Here is a 20,004-nt window from a genome sequence, read left to right on the forward strand (position 1 = left end):
CCCCCGCCCACCCCCCCGGCGCGCTCGTCGCGGGGGCGCGGAGATGTGTATAAGAGCCCGGGCCGGGGCGGGGCCGGCGCCGGCGCCGGCGCCCGCGGCTCCTACGACCGGGCGCTCGTTCGGGTGGCCGCACAGGCCACGGTGATCGCCGTGGTGCACGATCAGGAGCTCCTGGATCATGTGCCCACCGCACCGCATGACCGTGGCGTCCACCTTGTGGTCACCCCGAGCCGTATCCTGCACTGCGAACCGGACGGCGTGACCGGGGAACATCCGGAGCCGTCCACAGGCTAAAGTTGGCAGTCGTCACTTCTGAGTGCCAACTCCGGGAGGAGTACGTGCCTACCTACCAGTACCGCTGCACCGACTGCGGCCGCGACCTCGAGGTTGTGCAGAGCTTCAGCGACGCGTCACTGACCGAGTGCCCGACCTGCGCCGGACGACTTCGGAAGGTGTTCGGTTCGGTGGGCGTGGTGTTCAAGGGCAGCGGTTTCTACAAGAACGACAGCCGTTCGAGTTCGTCCGGCGGGTCGGTCCAGCAACGCCCGAAGGACACCCCAGGCGAGTCGACCGGCGCCGGTTCCAGCTCCGGCGCGGGCGGCTCCAGCGGCAGCGACACGTCCTCGTCGTCCTCGTCGGACTCGTCGTCGTCCTCGTCGACCGGTGTGACAGCGGGCAGCGGAGCGGGCAGTTCGTCGCCCTCGACCTCGAGTACCGCGGCGGCCTGAACAGCCGCGACCCCGGTTCGTCACCGTGAAGGCGCCCCACCCCCGGCAGGGTGGGGCGCCTTCACGGCGTACGAGGACCTCACCGACCCCCCGGGGACGTCACCCCGCCCGCCGTGTTCGCCGTGCTCTGGGGCTTCGCCGTGCCCCGGGGCTTCGCCATACCTGGGCTTCGCCGTGTCCGGCGGCCGAACGCGGCTGATGGCCGCACCCGGCCAGTCGAGCCGCCCGCATCACCCGATCGGGCCAGAGCACACCGAACAGGCACGACTCGTGCCACAGGCGCCGCCGGCGCTCGACAGCCGCCGGACGCCCCCTGCCGCCGGGCCGACCGAGCAGCACTGATCATCACGGCACGTGGTACGCCCGGCCCGTCCGGGGTGTACCGCTTCCATTCCCCCGCGACCGGGAGAATGCACCAACCGACATGCTTCGTCCTGATCGCACGCTTTTTGCTGCATCGCCGAGATCGGCGCCACGATCGGACGTGCCGGCCCGCCGGCGTGGGATCAGACCATCCCACCCACGCCGCCGTCACCAGGCAAAACGCCTACTGTTTGCGCCGCCGATAGTGCTCCACGATCCAGGCGTCTACCTCTCGCTTGCGCCAAACCCGAGTGCCTTTGGCACCACTACCGGTCGGTGCGTTGATGACCTGCAAGGGCGCCGGAAACCGAGCGTCCTTGCGAGTCCAGTAGTCCACCGCCTGGCGGGTGATCTTGAGCTGGAACGCGATGTCCCCGATGCCGACCAACTGCTCACCGTCGTCCACGAGGAACATCGTAACCACTTTGCTCTTCCCCAAGAACCTCGCTAGGGTCTAATTTGCTGGTCAGCAAATTAAGGAGGAGGAAACCATGCACCCCACAGCACGGCGCGCAGACGAGGTCGGAGCCCTGATAGATCGCGACGAGGAGTACGACGAGGAGCCCGTCGGAGATCCTCCGATCACGGTCGCGCGGTACCGCGCGGCTATCCGCGCGGCCCTGTCCGCCAGGCCACCGGAACCCGGAATCGTGGCCACTGCCTGGTCCCAGCGCGAGGCGGACGCCTATCTGGCCGGTAGCCGGGCGGCCCTGCGCCTCGTCATCGAGGTGCTCGGCCATGCCCTCACCACGCCACCCCCCGCCCGCGAAGGGCACTGACCCACACGCCGAGCGGCTGACTGTTCCCGCGCCGATGCGCCCCGCGTGCCCTGCTGCGCCCGCGTGCCCTGCGTCCCATGGCCCTGCCCTGTCCCAGGGCCCTGCGCGGCTCCCATGGGCCCTGCGCGGCCCGCGCGCCTGCGCCGGAACGGCGGTGTGGTGCCGCTGCGGCGGTCAGCGCGACGCCGGCGATCACGACCGGGCCCACGCAACCAGGCTCACAGGTATGCCCATTGCGCCGGTGCCTCACCGCCGACAGGCTGGAACGAGGCTTGGCAGTAGTGGGTCGCGAGGCGCGGCAGACGGATACGAGGTTCTATCCGATCCGGCGACACCGCCATCGTGACAGTGCGTCCACCGCACCGAAGGGGAGAGGAGAAGAATGACAACACCGCGTGACGACTGGTCCGACGACGACCGCGGCGACGATCGCGACATCGGATGGGGAGACGAGTCATTGTCCGAAGGCGAGGACTCCGACATCATCCGGCTACGTGACGATGTGCCCCCGCACCACGTCGACCGCTGACCCTCGATCCCGCGTCAGCGCGACGCGGCGCGGCGCGGTCAGAGCGAAATAGCGACCGATGGCCTTCCCCGCCGGCCCGTCAACTGATTGCGCGTGCGGGCCGTGGCCAGGACTGAATCCGCTATCGGATTACGGTGGGTCCGGCGTCTACGGTCCACCGACCACGGGCCATCGGATCGAGCGGGGAGAAGGGGACCGTGGGGTCGGCCGGATTCATCGCCACATGAATTCGGTTGACCCCACGAATCAGCCGCGGTGGACCATTGCGAGCAGGCGGGCGAAGGCGGCTGGCGCCTCCAGATGGGCGGCGTGGCCACACCCTGGGATGACCCGAACGGGCAGTTCCAGTCGATCGTGGAGCACCGCGGCGGCGCGATGACGTACCGGCGGCGAGTCCGCGCCGACGGTGATGATGATGGGGATGGCCCGATCGGGCAGCGGTCCCGGTTCGAACTCGAGGAACATCGCCAGGTCCCGCTCGACGGCCCCCGGGTCGGACGGTGCGTCCGTCAGCTGCCAGGCGGGGCCGTACAGCGTCCGGGCGAGTGCGGGCACGCCGCCCGCGGCGTAGGCCGCGGCGACCGGCGCGAGCAGGCCCGGCAGCAGCGAGCCGACCGCCGGCTCGTGCAGCACCACGCCGGCCAACGGCACCCCGGCCGCGAGCAGCGCCAGGCCCAGCGTCGCACCTCCACTGACCCCGCCGTAGACGGCGCCGTCCACCCAGGGCCGCAGTGCCGCCAGTTCGGCAGGCAGACTGCCGCTGGACGGCCGGTCCGGCGCGCTGACCCGCCGTCCGACGAGTTCCCGACGCACCCGTCCCCAGATCGCCCCGGTCGTCGCCGTCCCGTGCACCAGGACAACGGGCGGTGCCGCGACCTCACCCACCGACCCCGGGCATCCCGCGGAACCGTCATGCGCAGCCCGGGCTACACCGCCCGCCGTCGCGTCCGGCGCCATCTCGCTCCTCCATCCCGATGTCGCCCCCTCCGACATCCTGGCGAGCCCCGCCGGCGCCGACCGATCAACTGGCCGGTTAACGCGGTCGCAATAACAGTCGGAGTGAACGTAACAACTTCCCGGTTGATGAGAAACGCATTGGTCCTTTACCGTTCTCATCATGTACACGGTCCTGTATACAGGTCAGTATGCAGTGCTGCGGGAAGGGTCGCCACGATCGTCGTCGGGCGCCCTCGGGCAGACCCGGCGTCGGCATCGGCGTCGGGCCGTCGCCGTCCGCAGGCGGTCGGCGCGTTCGGGTCGGCGATGGCGGATGCTCGGCGGTATGACTTCGACGTCCCCCACTGGTCCCCTGTCCACGGGCGCCACCGCAGCGGGGCCCATCGCTGCCCGGCCCGGGTCCGCGCGACCCGCCGCCGGCAACCTGCGCGACCATGCCTATGTCGCGTTGCGTAGTCAACTCATGTCCGGCGAGTTCTCCTTCCGGGACCGGCTTACCGAGGAGCGGCTCGCCGCGCTGCTCGGGGTGTCCCGTACGCCGGTGCGGGAGGCGCTGACCAGGCTGGCCAGCGACGGCCTGGTGGAGAAGCGGCCCGACGGCGGTTACTACCCGGCCGAGCCCGACCTCGGCGGCCTGCGGGATCTGTACGAGATCCGGGTCACCCTGGAGCTGCGGGGGCTGCTGCGGGCCGTGGAGACCGGCACGGCCCATGATCCGGCGTTGCTCGAACCGTTGCGCGATTCCTGGCGGGCGCTGCGGGAAAGCCCGCCGGTCCCCGACCCCGACTTCGTCGCGCTCGACGAGGATTTCCACCTCACGCTGAGCCGCGCCTCCGGCAATGCGGAACTGGCGAACCTCCTGGACTCGGTGAACGCCCGGATTCGGCCGGTGCGGATGCATGACTTCGTGACCGCGGACCGCGTCCACCTGACGATCAGTCAGCACCTCGAGATCGTCGACCGGGTGCTCGCCGGTGATCTCGAGGGCAGCGTCGTCGCGTTGCGCCAGCACGTCGGCGAATCGATGGACGTCGTCGAGAGGCGCGCGGCCCAGGCGATCACCCAGATGGTGCTGCGCCGCAGCCGCCCGTCCGGGCGGCCCTGACCTCGAACCGTCCCCGTCAGAAAGGGCCACCTTCGTCATGACCCTCGCTCCCTCGGCCGCGACCACCGCGACCACCGATGCCGATGCCGATGTCCTGGCCCAGCCGGGCCAGACGCGCCCGGCCGTCTCCGTCGGACCGGCGCTGCCGGAGCCCGGACGCCTCGCCGCGGCCGGGTCACTGCGGATCGGCCCGGTCGAGGCGGCGCCGTACGCCTGGCCCTATGACGGGTCGTTCAGCCCGGCGACCACCGCCGTGGTCAACATCGACTGGCAGGTCGACTTCTGCGGGCACGGTGGCTACGTGGACGCGATGGGCTACGACCTGGCCCTCACCCGTGCGGGCCTCGCGCCGACCGCCCGACTGCTGGCGTTGCTGCGGCCGCTGGGCTTCCTCATCGTGCACACCCGGGAGGGGCATCGCCCGGACCTGGCCGACTGCCCGCCGAACAAGCTGTGGCGCTCGAAGCGGATCGGCGCCGGCATCGGTGATCGTGGCCCCCGCGGGCGCATCCTCACCCGCGGCGAACCCGGCTGGGAGATCGTCCCGGAGGTGGCGCCGCTGCCCGGCGAGGTGGTGATCGACAAGCCCGGCAAGGGCTCGTTCCACGCGACCGACCTGGAGCTCGTCCTGCGCCGGCATGGCATCACCCACATCATCCTGACCGGCATCACGACGGACGTCTGCGTGCACACGACGATGCGCGACGCCAACGACCGCGGGTACGAGTGCCTGTTGCTGTCGGACTGCACCGGTGCCACCGACCCGGCCAACCACGCGGCGGCGCTGCACATGGTCACCATGCAGGGCGGCGTCTTCGGCGCGGTGGCGGACTCCACGGCGGTCGGTGCCGCCGTCGACGCCGCGACCCGCGCCGCGCAGCTGGCCGGCTGACCCGCACCGATCGATGACGACCGAGCTCATGACCGGCCCGCGTCCAGACGGCCTGGTACCGGTCCCCGACCTTCAGGCGACGGTCCTGCGGGACGGCTACCACCGCGGCACCCTGCGGGTCACCGAGGTGATCGCCGCGGTGTACGACCGGATCGAGACCCGCGGCGACGACGCGGTGTGGATCTCGATGGTGCCGCGGCCGCAGGCGATGGCCCGCGCCGCGGCGCTCGACGCGATGCGCGATGCCCTGTTCGGGCCAGCGGGCGGTGGGCGGGCAGGCGCCGACTCGCGGTTGCCTGCCCTGTTCGGACTACCGTTCGCGGTCAAGGACAACATCGACGTCGCCGGGCTGGCGACGACGGCCGGCTGCCCCGGGTTCGCCCGCGAGCCGACCAGTGACGCCCCCGCCGTGGCCGCGCTGCTCGCCGCCGGCGCGGTCTGCCTGGGAAAGACCAATCTCGACCAGTTCGCGACCGGCCTGTCCGGGGCCCGCTCTCCCTATGGCACGCCGGTGTCTCCGTTCGACCCGGAGATGATCGCGGGCGGTTCCAGCTCCGGCTCCGGTGTCGCGGTGGCCGCCGGACTGGTGACCTTCGCGGTGGGGACCGACACGGCGGGGTCGGGCCGGGTGCCGGCGGCACTGACCAACGTCGTCGGCATCAAGCCGTCCCGTGGGCTGGTCAGCACCCGCGGTCTGGTGCCGGCGTGTCGCTCGCTGGACTGTCCGAGTGTCTTCGCGCTCAGCGTGGCGGACGCTCGGCTGGCCCTGTCGGTCATGGCCGGCTACGACCCGGCTGATCCGTACTCCCGCAGGCTGCCCGGCGTCGCCGGGCCCGTGTGGCCGACCGTGTCGAGCTCCGGGCGGCGCCCGCGGGTGGCCATGGCCCGGCCGCGGGAACTGACCTTCTTCGGGGACGCGGGCGCCCGGGCCGTACACGAGCACGGCCTGTCGCTGCTGCGTGAGCTCGGTGTCGAACTCGTCCCGGTGGATCTCGAACCGTTTCTCGCCGCGGGCCGGCTGCTCTACGAGGGGCCGTGGCTGGCCGAACGGTTCGCGTCCGTGGGCGAGTTCGTGCTGGCCCGTCCGGACCAGGTGCACCCCACCGTCCGGGCCGTGATCGAGCCCGGCGCGGCGATCACCGGGGTCGAGGTCCATCGTGGCCTGACCAGGCTGCGCGTGTTGCGTCGGCAGGCGGATGCCCTCTGGCAGGACGTGGACGCGCTGGTACTGCCCACCGTGCCCACCAGCTACCCGGTCACCGCGGTGCTGGCCGACCCGATCGGGCTGAACAGCCGCCTGGGCCGGTACACGACCTTCGCGAACCTGCTCGACCTGGCCGCGGTCGCGGTCCCCGTCGGCTTTCATGGCGGGCTGCCGCACGGGGCGACCCTGCTGGCCCCCGCGGGCCAGGACGCGTTCCTCGCCGACCTCGCCGCCCGCCTGCACGCCAGCACCGGCCTGCCGACCGGCGCCACCGGTCATCCTCTGGCCGAAGCCACCGCGCCTGCCCCACCGACGCCGCCGGTCCCACCGACGCCGCTGGTCCCACCGACGCCGCTGGTCCCGGCGGGGCCGGGACGGGATGTCGTCGATCTGGCGGTGGTGGGGGCGCATCTGAGTGGTCTGCCGCTCAACGGGGAGCTGACCCGGCTGGGAGCTGTCCTCGTCCGACGTGATCGGACGCTGCCGCGCTACCGCCTGTACGCGCTGGCCGGCGGGCCGCCGCGACGTCCGGGGCTGCTGCGTACGACGCGGGGCGGATCGGCCATCGAGGTGGAGGTCTGGCGGTTGTCCACGCAGGCCGCCGGCCGCTTCCTGCTCGGCGTCGGCTCGCCGTTGGCGATCGGAACCGTCGAGCTCGTCGGCGGACCCACCCTCGGCTTTCTGTGCGAGTCCGCGGCGGTCGAGGGCGCCGAGGACATCACCGACCTCGGCGGCTGGCGGCCGTACCTCGCCACCGCGGGTCCATCCCCGTCCACCGTGGACGTACCGTAGGGGGGTATGGATCAGTGGGGGGAGGGCACGGCGGATGCACGGCTACACCGACTCCAAGGACGAGTACACCGCCCGACTACGACGCATCGAAGGCCAGGTCCGAGGCCTGCAACGGATGATCGCCGAGGACAAGTACTGCATCGACATCCTCACCCAGGTGTCGGCGGCGACCAGGGCGTTGCAGTCCGTCGCCCTCGGCCTGCTCGAGGACCATCTCGCGCACTGCGTGGCCCACGCGGCGGCCGAGGGCGGCCCGGTCGCCGACGAGAAGCTCCGCGAGGCCTCCGCCGCCATCGCCCGTCTGATCAGGTCCTGACCGGCCGCGGGCGCTGGCTCGTCCCGCGCGCCGGTGGTCCGGCGGGTCTGCCGCGTGGGGTGCTGCTCAGCGGGCGGCGTCGCCGCGGTCGCCCAGGGCTTCGACGAGGTTCGTCAGCGCGGGCAACGCCGTGACGATGGCCGCGCGGTCCTGCTCGCCGAGGCGGGCCAGCGCCGAGCCCAGCCGCCGCTCATGGGCCTGCTGCCAGCCGCCGAGTGCCTGCCTGCCAGCGGGGGTCAGCCGTAGCAGGGCCGCTCGCCGGTCCGCCGGGTCGCGCTCCCGGTGCAGGTAGCCGGCGTCGACAAGCTGCTGCACCAGGGTCGAGACGCTGTTCGGTGCCAGCCGCAGCAGCACCGCGAGCTCCCCGACCCGGGTGCCGTCCCGCTCGGCCACGCACTGCAGCAGTTCGACCTGGGCCATCGGCAACGACTCCCAGGTGTACTCGGTGCGGATGCTGGCCCGCAGCACGCGACGCAGCCGCGTCACCACCTCGGTGAGCTGACGCACGTCCGGGGACTCGCCGCGCTGGTCGCTCATCGGGTCCGTGGTGCGCCGGTCGTGGCGGGCCCGCCGGGCCGATGGCACCGCGGTGCTGTGCAGCGCATCCTGACATCCATTCCGTGGCTGGTCCCCTGGATCAGCGAGGCTACTCGGCCGTCGGCGGACGTGACCGCCCGCTCGGGCCATCGTCACGGCGGCCGCCCTGAACCGACCGGATCATCCGGTGTCGGTATCCTGCCCAGGGTGACCGATGTCGCGACGGTGGATTCCACGGCGCCCGCCACGCGCATCTGGCTGGATGAACGCTCCTGGGTCGATGTCACGCGTGGCTGGCTGCGCGATGCCGACACGTTGTACGACCAGATGCGCACCGGCCTGCCCTGGCGGCAGGGCACCATGTGGCGCTACGAACGCACTGTCACCGAACCCCGGTTGAGCACGTGGATTCCCCGCGGCGGGCCGGTGCCGTTCCCCGCGCTCACGGCGGCCTACCGGGCGCTGCGGCGCACCTACGGGGTCGAGTTCGACGGCTTCGGCCTGTCGCTGTACCGGGACGGCAACGACGCGGTCGCCCTGCACCGCGACCGGGAGATGCGCTGGCTCGATGACACGGTCATCGCCATCCTCACCCTCGGCGCACGTCGCCCGTTCCTGGTGAAGTCCCGTCATCTTCCCCCCGGCCGGCGGCTGCTCAACGACCCGCAGGACCCTGGCGGGCGGGATCTGGCGCCGGCCGGCGGCGACCTGATCGTGCTGGGTGGACGCGCGCAGGCGGACTGGCTGCACGGCGTGCCCCGGGTGCCGGGCCAGATCGGCGGGCGGATCTCGGTGCAGTGGCGGTGGACGTCACGGACCGGGCGTCCCGAGCAGGGCCCCGGCTACGGCGCCGCTCGTCACTTCAGCCGCTGACGTCCACCCGTCGCCGTGAGGTGCGCCGGCCGGCCAACCCGAGGGCCGTCGTGATCGGACCTGCTCCGCCGGATCGGCGCCGCGTCAGGAGCGCCACCACACCAGCCAGCCGCGGCCGCGGCCCGCTGGACACCGCGGGCACCTCCGGCCTCCCGGACGTCCCAGCTTCGCCGGCGGTCGCCTCCGAGCAGGCCGGTTGTCCCGCGTCCGCGACCTGCGCCGCGGCGCGGCGCGGCCCGGGCAGGGTGAGCAGGAGACCGGCGACCGCGGCCGATGTCACGGTCACTCCCGGCGCCGTCACTCCGGTCACCGCCGTCACCGCCGTCACCGCCGTCACCGCCGGCGCCGCGGTCGCTGCCAGCGCCAGTGCCGGTACGGGCCCCGGTACCGGTGCTGCCGCGGCCACGGCTGCCGCGGTGGCGCGGGCCGAGCTGGGGATCTTCGTCAGGATGACCGGCGTGGGCCGCTGCCCGGCGCGCTGGGTCGGCAGATCATCGAGGACGCTGCGGTCGATCGGCGCACGGTCCACCGAGGCGAGCTCGGTCTTCTGCGTCGGCTCGGCCAGGTCCGTCGCCGTGGGCTGGCGGGGCACCGTCGGCTCGAGCGGGGCAAGCTCGGCGAGTTCACCGAACAGCTCGCCGGCGGTGGGCCGATGCCGGGGATCCTTGCCCATCGCGGCGCCGACCAGCTCACGCAACGTAGCCGGCAGGACGGACAGATCCGGCTCGGCGTAGACCACTCGCTGCAACATCGCACGCCGCGGGCCGCCGCCGAACGGCGCCTGACCGGTCGCCGCGTACAACACGACGCCACCCCAGGTGAAAACATCCGATGCGACTGTGGCGGCCCGGCCCAGAAGCTGCTCAGGACTCAGGAAGGAAAGGTTTCCCATGCCCCGACCGGCCTGACCGGGACGATCCGCTGAAAACGTGTTCAGAACACGAGCGAGACCGAAATCGACCAGTCGCAGGCCACCTCGGGAAAGCACCAGGTTGGTGGGTTTCAGATCCGTGAACGCAAGGTCGTGGCGGTGCAGGGTGGCCAGCGCGGCGGCCAGCCCGAGGGCCAGCCGGACGGTGTCGGCGGTGGCCAGCGGCCCCTCGTCCTCGATGCTCGCGGCCAGGGTCGGCGCGTCCACGTACTCCACCACGACGTACGGCGTCTTCGCCATGATGTCCGCGCCCAGGACCGCGGCCAGGCAGAACGGGTTCAGCTGGCGCAGGCGTTCGATGTCGGCCGCCAGCCGCTGGCGGAACCAGGCATCCCGCGCGAGGTCCGTGGCGATCGTTTTGATCAGGACCGGACGACCATGGCTACGGCCGAGAAAGACCGTGCCGCTTCCGGTGTCCGAGATCCTACGGTCTATCTCGTACGGACCGAGGGTGGCCGGATCATTCACAGTGGATCCATAGGGAGCGCGCCTGGCCATTGCCATACGACGGAACCTCCTACGGCGGAAAAGGCGGCTGCACGGGGCACGGCTGCGGATCTGCCCGACAAATCCATGCTATCGGCGCTGACCGAAGCCGGACGGCGCAACCATTTGGTGCATGCTCCCCGCCGGCCGGCGATCCATCCCACCAGACCATCCGAAGTGGACGGTCAACAGTGACGTTCTGGGAGGTTCAGTCCGCGCCGTGTCGTCCGAGCTGACCGTCCGTAGACGGATCTGGGCGGACAGACACCACAGGCGGGAACCGTCACCGCTGTGACCGGCCGTTCAGGTGTGACGGATTCCACCCGCCGAACGGATGGTCACCGCGACCGGCTCACCCGAACGGACCAGCCAGCCCACCCCCCGCGCGGGGGCACCCGACTCGGCCGAGCCCATCGGGACGGCGCCCATCGGGACGGCGCCGGGTCAGCTGTTGGCGGAGCGGGCGAACGGCTGCAACCGGGCGACCAGCCCACGGACCTCGGCGCCGGCGGCCGCGAGCCGCTCCTCCTTGGTGGCGTCGCTGCTGGCCTCCAGCAGCACGTCGAGCGCGATCAGCCGCTCGGCGACCTCGGTCATCAGGTCGAAGTCCCGCACCCGCTGATGGGCGAGCTCCGACAGCCGCTCGTTCTTTTCGAACAGCTCGACGAAGACGCTGACCTTGGCGCGCAGCAACCACGGATCGAAGGGCTTCGCGATGTAGTCGACCGCACCCACGGCGTACCCGCGAAAGGCGTGATGCGGTTCCCGGTCGATCGCCGTCAGAAAGATGATCGGCGTATCCCTGGTCCGACCCCGCTGCTTGATCCGATGCGCCGTCTCGAAACCATCCATTCCGGGCATCTGAACATCAAGCAGGATCACCGCGAAGTCATCGACGAGCAGCCGCTTGAGCGCCTCCTCGCCGGACGAGGCGGTCACCAGATCCTGGTCCAGCGAGGCGAGAATCGCCTCCAGAGCCATGAGATTGTCGGCACGGTCATCGACCAGCAGGATCTTGCTGCGGGGTCGCTCCGTGGTCGGCCCGCCTTCGCCCTCGACGAAACCGCCGGTCCGCTCGGTCACCCGCCTGCCTCCTCCTTCGCGGTCGCCCTGCCGGCCGACACGGTCGCCCTGCCGGCCCGTACTGGACGCGGCCACCACACCAGCATCGCCCACACCACCATCGCCGACTGCCCGGGTGGACGATGCACCGCCCCACCGATACACGCCCGAATGGGCACCATACGCGATCTGATCAACACAGATGCGCGCGCATCACCCCGAGGAGGTGTTCCAGGTCAACCGGCTTGGTGATGTAGTCCGACGCACCGGCGGTAATGCTCTTCTCGCGATCTCCGGGCATCGCCTTCGCGGTCAGGACGAGGATCGGAAGATCCGCGAACGCCGACATGTCACGGATCATCGACGTCGTCTCGTTGCCGTCCATCCCGGGAAGCATGACGTCCATCAGAACGAGATGCACCGGCCCGGTGTCCTGTTGCAGGGTGCGGATCGCGTCATGGCCGTTGTCGGCGTAGAGGACCCGCATCCCGTACATCTCCAGGGCGCTTGTCAGCGCGAACACGTTGCGGACATCGTCGTCCACGACCAGCACCGTCGTGTCGATCAGCGGATCCGGTCCGTCGTGGGCGTCGACCGGGACCCGTCCGTCCACATCGGCGGGCTCGGTGAGGAACGGGATGCCCGTGTTCTCGGTCGCTCGCCAGCCGCCGCCCGGTTCCGCGGAACCGCCCGTGCCCGTGCCCGAACCCCGCCCCGTCCCGCCGAGGCCGACACCACCGGCGGAGCCCTTCATCACCCCACCAGCGCCCGATGAGGACCACACGGTGTGCGCGCCGCCCGAGCCGCCCGCGGCACCCGACCCGCCGGCCGCGCCACCCTGACCACCGGCGGCACCCGGGCCGGCCGGGCCGGGGGTGAGCCCGGTGCCGGCGGGAAGCTCCGGCACCGCCACAGCGGGGCGCTCGACCGTGGCCGGCGCCTCGCCGCCCCCGCCGGGCGAGGAGGCCGGCAGCAACTCGCCGATGGCACGGCCCGGCCCACTGTCGGCAGCTCCGACGATCATGAGGACATCGTCGGGCTCACCGGGTGTGACGCCGAACGCCGGCATCTGCGCCAACGGCGCCGACGGCAGGTACAGCGTGAACGTGCTGCCATGGCCGACGACGCTGGAGACCGCGATCGAACCGCCGAGCAGGCGGGCGATCTCCTTGGAGATGGACAGGCCGAGCCCGGTACCGCCGTAGCGACGTGAGGTGGTGCCGTCGGCCTGCTGGAACGCCTCGAAGATCATGCGGAGCTTCTCGGCGGCGATCCCGATCCCGGTGTCGCTGACGGCGAACGACAGGACGGTGCCCGCCGAGCGCAGGTGGCTGGCCAGGTGCGGGGTGTCGGGACGGACGAGGGTGACATCCAGACGCACCGTGCCGCTGTCGGTGAACTTCACCGAGTTCGACAGCAGGTTCTTGAGCACCTGCTGCAGACGCTGCTCGTCGGTGACGAACTCGTCCGGCACGTTGGCGGCCAGGCTGACCTCGAACGCCAGCCCCTTCTCGTCCGCGACCGGCCCGAAGACGGTGGCCACCGCGTCGCACAGCGCGCCGGTGCGCACCGTGGTGGCGTCCACGTCCATCTTGCCGGCCTCGACCTTCGACAGGTCGAGGATGTCGTTGATCAGGCCGAGCAGTTCCGAACCGGCGGAGTGGATCGTCTCGGCGAAGTCGATCTGCTTCTGGGAGAGGTTGCGGTCGGGGTTGTCGGCGAGCAGCTTGGCGAGGATCAGCAGGCTGTTGAGCGGGGTTCGCAGCTCGTGGCTCATGTTCGCCAGGAACTCGGTCTTGTACTGCGAGGACAGCGCGAGCTGCTCGGCCTTCTCCTCGAGGCCGATCCGGGCGAGCTCGATCTCGCGGTTCTTGTCCTCGAGCAGCGCCGCCTTCTCCTCCAGCTCGTTGTTGGTGCGCTGCAGCTCGACCGACTGCGAACGCAGTTCCTGGGTGAGCCGCTGGGACTGGGCGAGCAGCTCCTCGGTCCGCGCGTTCGCCATGATCGTGTTGAGCACGACGCCGATGGTGTCGACGAGCTGGTCGACCAGGATGAGATGCAGCTCGGAGAACGGTGTGAACGACGCCAGCTCGATCACACCGAGAACCTGGTTCTCGAACACCACCGGAACGACGACGAGGTCACACGGCGGCGCCTCGCCGAGCCCGCTGCGGATGTTGAGGTAGCCGGCGGGTACGTGCTCGACCCGAATCCGGTTGCGTTCGAGCGCCGCCTGGCCGATCAGACCCTCGCCGAACAGGAACGTGCCGTCCGAGCGGCGGCGCGGCACCGAACCGTAGCCGGCGACGTAGCGCAGCTTGTCGCCTTCGATGAAGTCCAGCAGGTAGACGGTGCCATGCTGGGCGCCGACCGCGGGCGCCATCTCGCTTATGATCATCTGGCAGACCGCGTAGAGGTCGCGCTGGCCCTGCATCTTGCCGCCGATGCGGGCCAGGTTCGACTTCAGCCAGTCCTGCTGCTCGTTGACCTCGGTGGTCTCCCGCAGCCGGGCGATCATCCGGTTGATGTTGTCCTTGAGCTCGGCGACCTCACCCTCGGCCTCCACCGTGATGGACCGGGTCAGGTCACCGCGGGTGACGGCGGTGGACACATCGCCGATGGCACGAAGCTGGATCGTCAGCGTCGTCGCCAGCTGGTTGACGTTGTCGGTGAGGTCCTTCCAGGTGCCGGCGACCCCGGCGACGGTGGCCTGGCCGCCGAGTTTGCCCTCGACACCGACCTCCCAGCCGACCCGGGTGATCTCCGCGGCGAACGAGGAGAGCTGGTCGACCATCGTGTTGACGGTGTCCTTGAGCTCGGCGATCTCACCCTGCGCCGACACGGTGATCTTCTGCGACAGGTCGCCGCGGGCCACCGCCGTCGTCACCAGGGCGATGTTGCGGACCTGGCTGGTCAGGTTCCCGGCCATCGAGTTCACCGACTCGGTGAGATCCCGCCACACCCCGGACACCCCACGCACGTGCGCCTGCCCGCCGAGCGCCCCCTCGGTGCCGACCTCGCGGGCCACCCGGGTCACCTCGTCCGCGAACGACGACAGCTGGTCGACCATCGTGTTCAGGGTGTCCTTGAGTTCGAGGATCTCGCCCTGCGCGGTGACGGTGATCTTCTGCGACAGGTCGCCGCGGGCCACCGCCGTGGCCACCAGGGCGATGTTGCGGACCTGGCTGGTCAGGTTGCCCGCCATCGAGTTCACCGACTCGGTCAGGTCGCGCCACACCCCGGACACCCCACGCACGTGCGCCTGCCCACCCAGGTTGCCCTCGGTGCCCACCTCCCAGGCCACCCGGGTCACCTCGTCCGCGAACGACGACAGCTGGTCGACCATCGTGTTCAGCGTGTGCGCGAGGCCGGCGACCTCACCGCGGGCGTCGACGGTGATCTGCCTGGTCAGGTCGCCGCGGGCCACCGCCGCCGCCACCTCGGCGATGCTGCGCACCTGGGTGGTCAGATTGCCGGCCATCACGTTGACCGAATCGGTGAGGTCCCGCCAGACCCCGGAGACCCCCTTGACCTGGGCCTGGCCGCCGAGCTTGCCCTCGGTGCCGACCTCCTTGGCCATCCGGGTGACCTCGTCGGCGAACGCCGAGAGCTGGTCGACCATCGTGTTGACGGTCGACTTGAGCTCGTGGATCTCACCCCGCGCGTCCACGGTGATCTTCTGGGACAGGTCGCCCTGGGCCACCGCCGTGGTCACCTGGGCGATGTTGCGGACCTGGCTGGTCAGGTTGCCCGCCATCGAGTTCACCGACTCGGTCAGGTCCGCCCAGACCCCGGAGACCCCCTTGACCTTCGCCTGCCCGCCCAGGTTGCCCTCGGTGCCCACCTCGCGGGCCACCCGGGTCACCTCGTCCGCGAACGACGACAGCTGGTCCACCATGGTGTTCACGGTGGTACCGATCCGCAGGAACTCGCCGCGCACCGGCTGGCCGGCGATCTCCAGCGCCATATGCTGGGACAGGTCGCCCTCGGCCACCGCGGCGATGACCCGGGCGACCTCGTGCGTCGGCCGGGCCAGGTCGTCGATGAGGGAGTTGACCGCCTGCGTCATGTCCGACCAGCCACCCGGGCTGCCCAGATCCTCCATCCGCAGGGTGAGCCGCCCGTCCCGGCGGATGACCTTGCTGACCCGGGCCAGTTCGCGCGCGTGGCGCTCCTGCAGCGCCGCCAGTTCGTCGAACCGTCGCAGCACCTCACCCGCCACACCACCCTGGGCCGCCCCCGGCACCGAGAGCCGGGTGGAGAAGTCGCCCTCGCCCAGCCTGGTCAGCCCGACCAGCAGATCGGCGATCAGATCGTCCGACGACGGCCGGGCCACCCCGACATCCCCACCAACCTGGGGTGCATGCGGGTCGTGTGGTGCATGGGGGACGATGGTCGCGGTAACGTCGCGGCCGGACGAGACAGCACCGGACGAGACAGCACCGGACGAGACAGCAGCGGCACCAACGAACAAGGCGTCGGCGCTCGACACGGCAGGATCGGCACTGGGGGCGGGCGCATCGGCGGGCACAGCAGAGTCGCGGCGGGCCGGGGACTGGTGGTCGTCAGTGGCACTCATCGGTCTCCTAGCTGAGCTCGGTCGGCACGATCGTCTCGGACGACAGGCCGGGCGGAGCTGCCCGGACCAGGGGGCGATCTCCATGGGACACCGACGTGGCGGACGTCGGTGGACAGGTGACACCAGCCGCCAGTATCCGCCTCACGACGGACAACGCAGGAGAGACTAAGCGACATGACTGGCGCAGGAGGCGGTCCGGCCACGTCGACGCATGCCATCACGCTGCCGCCCACGCCCGACTCCCCTCGGTCCGCGCGACGGTTCGTACTCGAAACCCTACGCGGACGTCTCGACGATGATCTGCTGGATTCCGCACTGCTGCTCGTGACGGAACTGGTCACCAACGTCGTGGTGCACGCGGGCACCGCCGCCACCGTCGACGTGCGCCCACAGGGCCCCGGCGTGCGCATCGGCGTCGCGGACCGCCATCCCGTGCGCATCGGGATGTCCCGGGTCAAGAAGGTCGAGGTGCCCCGGCCGCCGTCCGCGTTCGCCGAGGAGGCCGACTTCGGCATCGACGGGCTCCGCGAGGACGGTCGTGGCCTCGCCCTCGTGGACGCGTTGGCCACCAGCTGGGGCACCGAGCACGGCCGCGGCGGCAAGACCGTCTGGTTCCTGCTCACACCCCCCGACGTCCCCTCCGAGACCATCTCCGCCGAGACCATCTCCGCCGACCTGACGGACGAGGATGCCGGCCCCGGCCACACCGCCTACAGCGGCGGCACCGGCGGTGACGGCACCGAGGTGGCCGTCCTGGTGCCGGCGCAGGCCCGGCCGCCACGGCTGATCGCCCGCGACACCGCCCGCGCGCTCACCGCCGAAGGTGAGGTGAACGAACTGCTGGCGCAGCTCGTCGACGCGCTCGCGGTCAACGCCGGTGAGGTCCGCCGGCCCGGGCGCGACGGTGGACGGGTCGAGGTCGTGGCGACCCTCGGTGCCCTCGGCGAGGACATCGACGCCCTCGCCTTCCCGCTCGACCCCACCCAGGGCAGCCTCGGTGAACTGCTGCTGTGGCCGGAGTCGACGGCGGGCCTGACCCACGGTGACGTCGAACGGGTGCGGTTGGCCTCCCGCTGGATGGCCCTGGCCCTCGGCGGTGGCGACATGCGCCGAGCCGAGGAACGTCGCATCGGCATGCTGTCGTTTCTCGCCGAGGCGTCCGACCTGCTCGCCGGCAGCCTCGACATCGGCCACTCGATGGCGCTGCTGGCACGGCTGCCCGTCCCGCGCCTCGCCCAGTGGTGCACCGTCTACCTGCATCGGGAGAACGCCGATCCGACGCTGTGGCAGGCCACCCACGCCGAGGAGAGCATGGAGAGCGCGCTCGCCGACGCGGCCGCGGACCCGACCGGCCCGCTGATGGCCGCGGTGCGCGGCGCCAGCGGAGACCGGGCCCGTTCCCTGGCCGCGTTCGGCGGTCCGGCACTCGTCATGGTGCTGCGGGCCCGCCGTCGGGTACTCGGTGTGCTGGCCCTGGGCCGTCCCGAAGGCAACGCGTTCGCCGCCGACGAGATCGACCTGCTCGCCGACCTCGCCCGCCGGGCCGCGTTCGCCATCGACAACGCCCGGCTCTACAGCCGGCAGGTGGAACTCGCCGGCACCTTGCAGGCCGGCCTGCGTCCGCCCGAGCTGCCCGAGATCACCGGCCTCGACCTCGGCTCCGCCTACGGCGCCGCGCAGTCCGCCGGTCTCGACGTCGGCGGTGACTTCTTCGACCTGCTGTGGGGACCGCTCGGTTGGACGATCGCGATCGGTGACGTCTGCGGCAAGGGCGCCGAGGCCGCCACCGTCACCGGGGTGGCCCGCGCCGTGCTGCGGCTGCTCACCGGTCGCGGCACCGACCTCGGTGAGGTCCTGCTCGAACTGAACCGGACGCTGCGTGACGCCGCCGCGGCCCACCCGAACGGTCAGGGACGCTTCTGCACGCTGGCCGCGGCCTCCGTGCTCGGCCCCGTGCTGTCCGAACCGGACCCGTCCGCGAGCGGCGCCGGGGCGGCGGGCGTGCGGCTACGGCTCTTCCTCGCCGGACACCCGCAGCCGGTCGTGCTGCGCGCCGACGGGCAGGCCGTGCTCGTCGGCCGACCCGGGACACTGCTGGGCGTGCTCGACGACGACGAGGTGACCTTCCCCGCCATCGATGTCACGCTACGCCCCGGCGAGGCGTTGATCTTCTACACCGACGGTGTCATCGAGGCCCGGGCCGGCAACGAACTGCTCGGTGAGGACCGGTTGCTGGCCGCCGTCGGCGACTGCGCCGGACTGTCCGCGCAGGGCATCGCCGACCGGGTCCGCACCGCCGCCGAACGCTTCGCCGGTGGCAACCTGCGCGACGACGTCGCGATCCTCGTCGCCCGCGTGCCCGAGTAATCCCCCGGTGGCGATCCCCCGGTGCCCGACATCAGCCCAGGTCAGCAGGCCCGAACCGGGTTGGATGCCCGCCTGGCATCGGGTTAATCGGCGCGATCCGGATACCGACGCTTCAATCCGTCCCGGGCGGGTACACCAGACCTCGATGTCCTCGTTGTTCAGGCTTGGTGGTCGATGAGCGCGTCTTCGGTTCCGATGGACGTGGTGCGGCAGGCGACGACGCGATGCCCGCCCGCAACCCATATTCTCGCCGAACTGCCGTACCTTCCCTCGGCCGTTCCGCAGGCCCGGCATGTCCTGCGGGAGGGCATGCGGCTGGCCTCCATCCCGGAGGACGTCCGCAGCACCGCCGAGCTGCTCGTGAGCGAGCTGGTGACCAACGCCGTCAAGTACGGCGAGCCACCGCTGTGGCTGTTCATCGAGATGCGACCCGGTCTCATCCACGCCTCGGTGTCGGACACGTCCACCGTGCTGCCGCAGCGCCGCACCGCCGACGCCGACGCCGAGGGCGGCCGTGGCCTGCTCGTCCTCGACGCCCTGGCCGGCAGCTGGGGAACCGTGGCCGCGGAGTCCGGCAAGTACCTCTGGTTCGACCTGCCGGTGCCCCCGCTCACCCCCGACGCGAGCACCCCCGACCCGACGACCGCAGGCTCGACCACCTCAGGCTCGACCACCCCCGGCTCGACCGCGCGGGCCCAGGGCTCGTCCGACCGATCCGACCCGCCGGCCGCCCCGCGGGAGGGCACCACCCCGCCCCAGGGCGCCACCGACTCGCTGCCTGACCAGATGGTGCCGCCCACGACTACGCCGAGGTCGGCGCCCGCGCCGGGCGCCACCGACTATCCCCTCGGCGGCGCGCGCCCCGGTGGCACGCCGCCCGTCTCCGCCGCCGGGAGCCCGGCCGCCGCGGGCACGATCGCGGCACCCAGCCGACCACCCGCGTCCTTCTCGTCGTCCCACTCGACCCTGTTCACCATGGGTGGGCTGAGCGACCCGGCCCGGTCGCTGACCGCGCGGCCCCACCCCAGCTCCGATCCCCGCGGCTCCCGGATCCGCCCCGGTCGGGAGTCCCGGCTGGCCCGCGACGCCCAGGCGGGCCACGGCGGCCGGGACAACCACGACGTCCGGGACGACCGGGACAGCCTGGACAAGACGACCGAGGCCGATCCGACGATCGTCACCCGGCTGCTCTGAGGTCCGCCGCGGCGCCGGCCGAGCGCGCACGTCCGCCGGCGGGCCGCGCCCGACGCGGCGACCAGCCCACCTGACGATCATTCGCCCGACCTGACGATCACGGGCCCCGGTGGTCATCCGGCCGGCGCTCGAAGGACCATCGGTACGCGGCGCGCGGCAAACCGCGCCTTTGGCCTGCGGGTATACTTGCGCTCCAGGTTGGAAGTCGCGAGATCCGGTGGGATTTATAGCCAGCAGAAAGCCATGTCAGCGGAATTATAACTGTCGACCGATCACCTCAACAACGGCTGGATGTGCGGGTCGGTGCGGC

The 20,004-nt window shown here is 71.4% G+C and carries 17 protein-coding genes; 11 read left to right on the plus strand and 6 right to left on the minus strand.

From position 1 onward, the window contains the following. The coding region (locus MXD61_RS03425) for a 5-formyltetrahydrofolate cyclo-ligase (RefSeq protein WP_248811405.1) at positions 1 to 294 on the plus strand (294 nt) is incomplete at its 5' end. A gap of 44 nt (positions 295 to 338) precedes the next feature. Beyond that, positions 339 to 728 carry an FmdB family zinc ribbon protein gene (locus tag MXD61_RS03430; protein ID WP_248811406.1) on the plus strand — a complete coding sequence of 130 codons (390 nt, stop codon included), beginning with the start codon at positions 339 to 341 and terminating at the stop codon, positions 726 to 728. Between the two features lie 547 nt (positions 729 to 1,275). Here the strand turns inward: MXD61_RS03430 and MXD61_RS03435 are convergent. After that, entirely contained in the window at positions 1,276 to 1,506 is a 231-nt protein-coding gene (locus MXD61_RS03435) for a hypothetical protein (protein ID WP_175084860.1), read from the minus strand. Between the two features lie 76 nt (positions 1,507 to 1,582). Between MXD61_RS03435 and MXD61_RS03440 the strand changes: the two genes are divergently transcribed. Continuing rightward, positions 1,583 to 1,870 carry a hypothetical protein gene (locus MXD61_RS03440; RefSeq protein ID WP_163548924.1) on the plus strand — a complete coding sequence of 96 codons (288 nt, stop codon included), beginning with the start codon at positions 1,583 to 1,585 and terminating at the stop codon, positions 1,868 to 1,870. 382 nt (positions 1,871 to 2,252) lie between these two features. Next, the gene (locus MXD61_RS03445; RefSeq protein ID WP_175084859.1) at positions 2,253 to 2,399 is read left to right on the plus strand and encodes a hypothetical protein; all 147 of its coding nucleotides are present in this window, start codon (positions 2,253 to 2,255) and stop codon (positions 2,397 to 2,399) included. A 246-nt stretch (positions 2,400 to 2,645) separates the two neighbouring features. Here MXD61_RS03445 and MXD61_RS03450 read toward each other — a convergent pair whose 3' ends face one another. After that, entirely contained in the window at positions 2,646 to 3,284 is a 639-nt protein-coding gene (locus MXD61_RS03450) for an alpha/beta fold hydrolase (protein WP_248811407.1), read from the minus strand. Positions 3,285 to 3,681: 397 nt separating this feature from the next. Here MXD61_RS03450 and MXD61_RS03455 point away from each other — a divergent pair, with 397 nt between their 5' ends. From MXD61_RS03455 to MXD61_RS03470, 4 genes are read left to right on the plus strand one after another with little or no spacing between them, the layout of a single operon-like run. Continuing rightward, positions 3,682 to 4,461, plus strand: a complete 780-nt coding sequence (locus tag MXD61_RS03455; RefSeq protein WP_248811408.1) for a GntR family transcriptional regulator — start codon at positions 3,682 to 3,684, stop codon at positions 4,459 to 4,461. A 37-nt stretch (positions 4,462 to 4,498) separates the two neighbouring features. Next, positions 4,499 to 5,353, plus strand: coding sequence for a cysteine hydrolase family protein (locus MXD61_RS03460; RefSeq protein WP_248811409.1), 855 nt, complete (start codon positions 4,499 to 4,501; stop codon positions 5,351 to 5,353). Between the two features lie 13 nt (positions 5,354 to 5,366). Further along, complete coding sequence (atzF, locus tag MXD61_RS03465; protein WP_248811410.1) at positions 5,367 to 7,349, plus strand: allophanate hydrolase; 1,983 nt, start codon at positions 5,367 to 5,369, stop codon at positions 7,347 to 7,349. A gap of 34 nt (positions 7,350 to 7,383) precedes the next feature. Then, positions 7,384 to 7,665 (plus strand): metal-sensitive transcriptional regulator, encoded by a 282-nt coding sequence (locus MXD61_RS03470; protein ID WP_163547498.1) that lies wholly within the window; start codon positions 7,384 to 7,386, stop codon positions 7,663 to 7,665. Between the two features lie 66 nt (positions 7,666 to 7,731). On the opposite strand, the gene MXD61_RS03475 is transcribed toward MXD61_RS03470, so the two are convergent. After that, the gene (locus tag MXD61_RS03475) at positions 7,732 to 8,202 is read right to left on the minus strand and encodes a MarR family winged helix-turn-helix transcriptional regulator (RefSeq protein WP_248811411.1); all 471 of its coding nucleotides are present in this window, start codon (positions 8,200 to 8,202) and stop codon (positions 7,732 to 7,734) included. Positions 8,203 to 8,409: 207 nt separating this feature from the next. Here MXD61_RS03475 and MXD61_RS03480 point away from each other — a divergent pair, with 207 nt between their 5' ends. After that, complete coding sequence (locus MXD61_RS03480) at positions 8,410 to 9,075, plus strand: alpha-ketoglutarate-dependent dioxygenase AlkB (protein WP_248811412.1); 666 nt, start codon at positions 8,410 to 8,412, stop codon at positions 9,073 to 9,075. Here the strand turns inward: MXD61_RS03480 and MXD61_RS03485 are convergent. From MXD61_RS03485 to MXD61_RS03495, 3 genes are all read right to left on the minus strand, one after another. Next, positions 9,065 to 10,474: a serine/threonine-protein kinase gene (locus tag MXD61_RS03485; RefSeq protein ID WP_248811413.1), complete on the minus strand. Its 1,410-nt coding sequence runs from the start codon at positions 10,472 to 10,474 to the stop codon at positions 9,065 to 9,067. The two genes, MXD61_RS03480 and MXD61_RS03485, sit on opposite strands and share 11 nt — an antisense overlap. Before the next feature lie 462 nt (positions 10,475 to 10,936). Beyond that, positions 10,937 to 11,575, minus strand: coding sequence for a two-component system response regulator (locus MXD61_RS03490; protein WP_248811414.1), 639 nt, complete (start codon positions 11,573 to 11,575; stop codon positions 10,937 to 10,939). 172 nt (positions 11,576 to 11,747) lie between these two features. Then, complete coding sequence (locus MXD61_RS03495) at positions 11,748 to 16,133, minus strand: HAMP domain-containing protein (protein ID WP_248811415.1); 4,386 nt, start codon at positions 16,131 to 16,133, stop codon at positions 11,748 to 11,750. Positions 16,134 to 16,307: 174 nt separating this feature from the next. Here MXD61_RS03495 and MXD61_RS03500 point away from each other — a divergent pair, with 174 nt between their 5' ends. Continuing rightward, the gene (locus tag MXD61_RS03500) at positions 16,308 to 18,500 is read left to right on the plus strand and encodes a SpoIIE family protein phosphatase (protein ID WP_248811416.1); all 2,193 of its coding nucleotides are present in this window, start codon (positions 16,308 to 16,310) and stop codon (positions 18,498 to 18,500) included. A 174-nt stretch (positions 18,501 to 18,674) separates the two neighbouring features. After that, positions 18,675 to 19,694 (plus strand): ATP-binding protein, encoded by a 1,020-nt coding sequence (locus MXD61_RS03505; protein ID WP_248811417.1) that lies wholly within the window; start codon positions 18,675 to 18,677, stop codon positions 19,692 to 19,694. Positions 19,695 to 20,004: the final 310 nt, after the last annotated feature.

The sequence above is a fragment of the Frankia sp. AgPm24 genome, from assembly GCF_023243055.1.
GTDB classification, from domain to species: domain Bacteria; phylum Actinomycetota; class Actinomycetes; order Frankiales; family Frankiaceae; genus Frankia; species Frankia umida.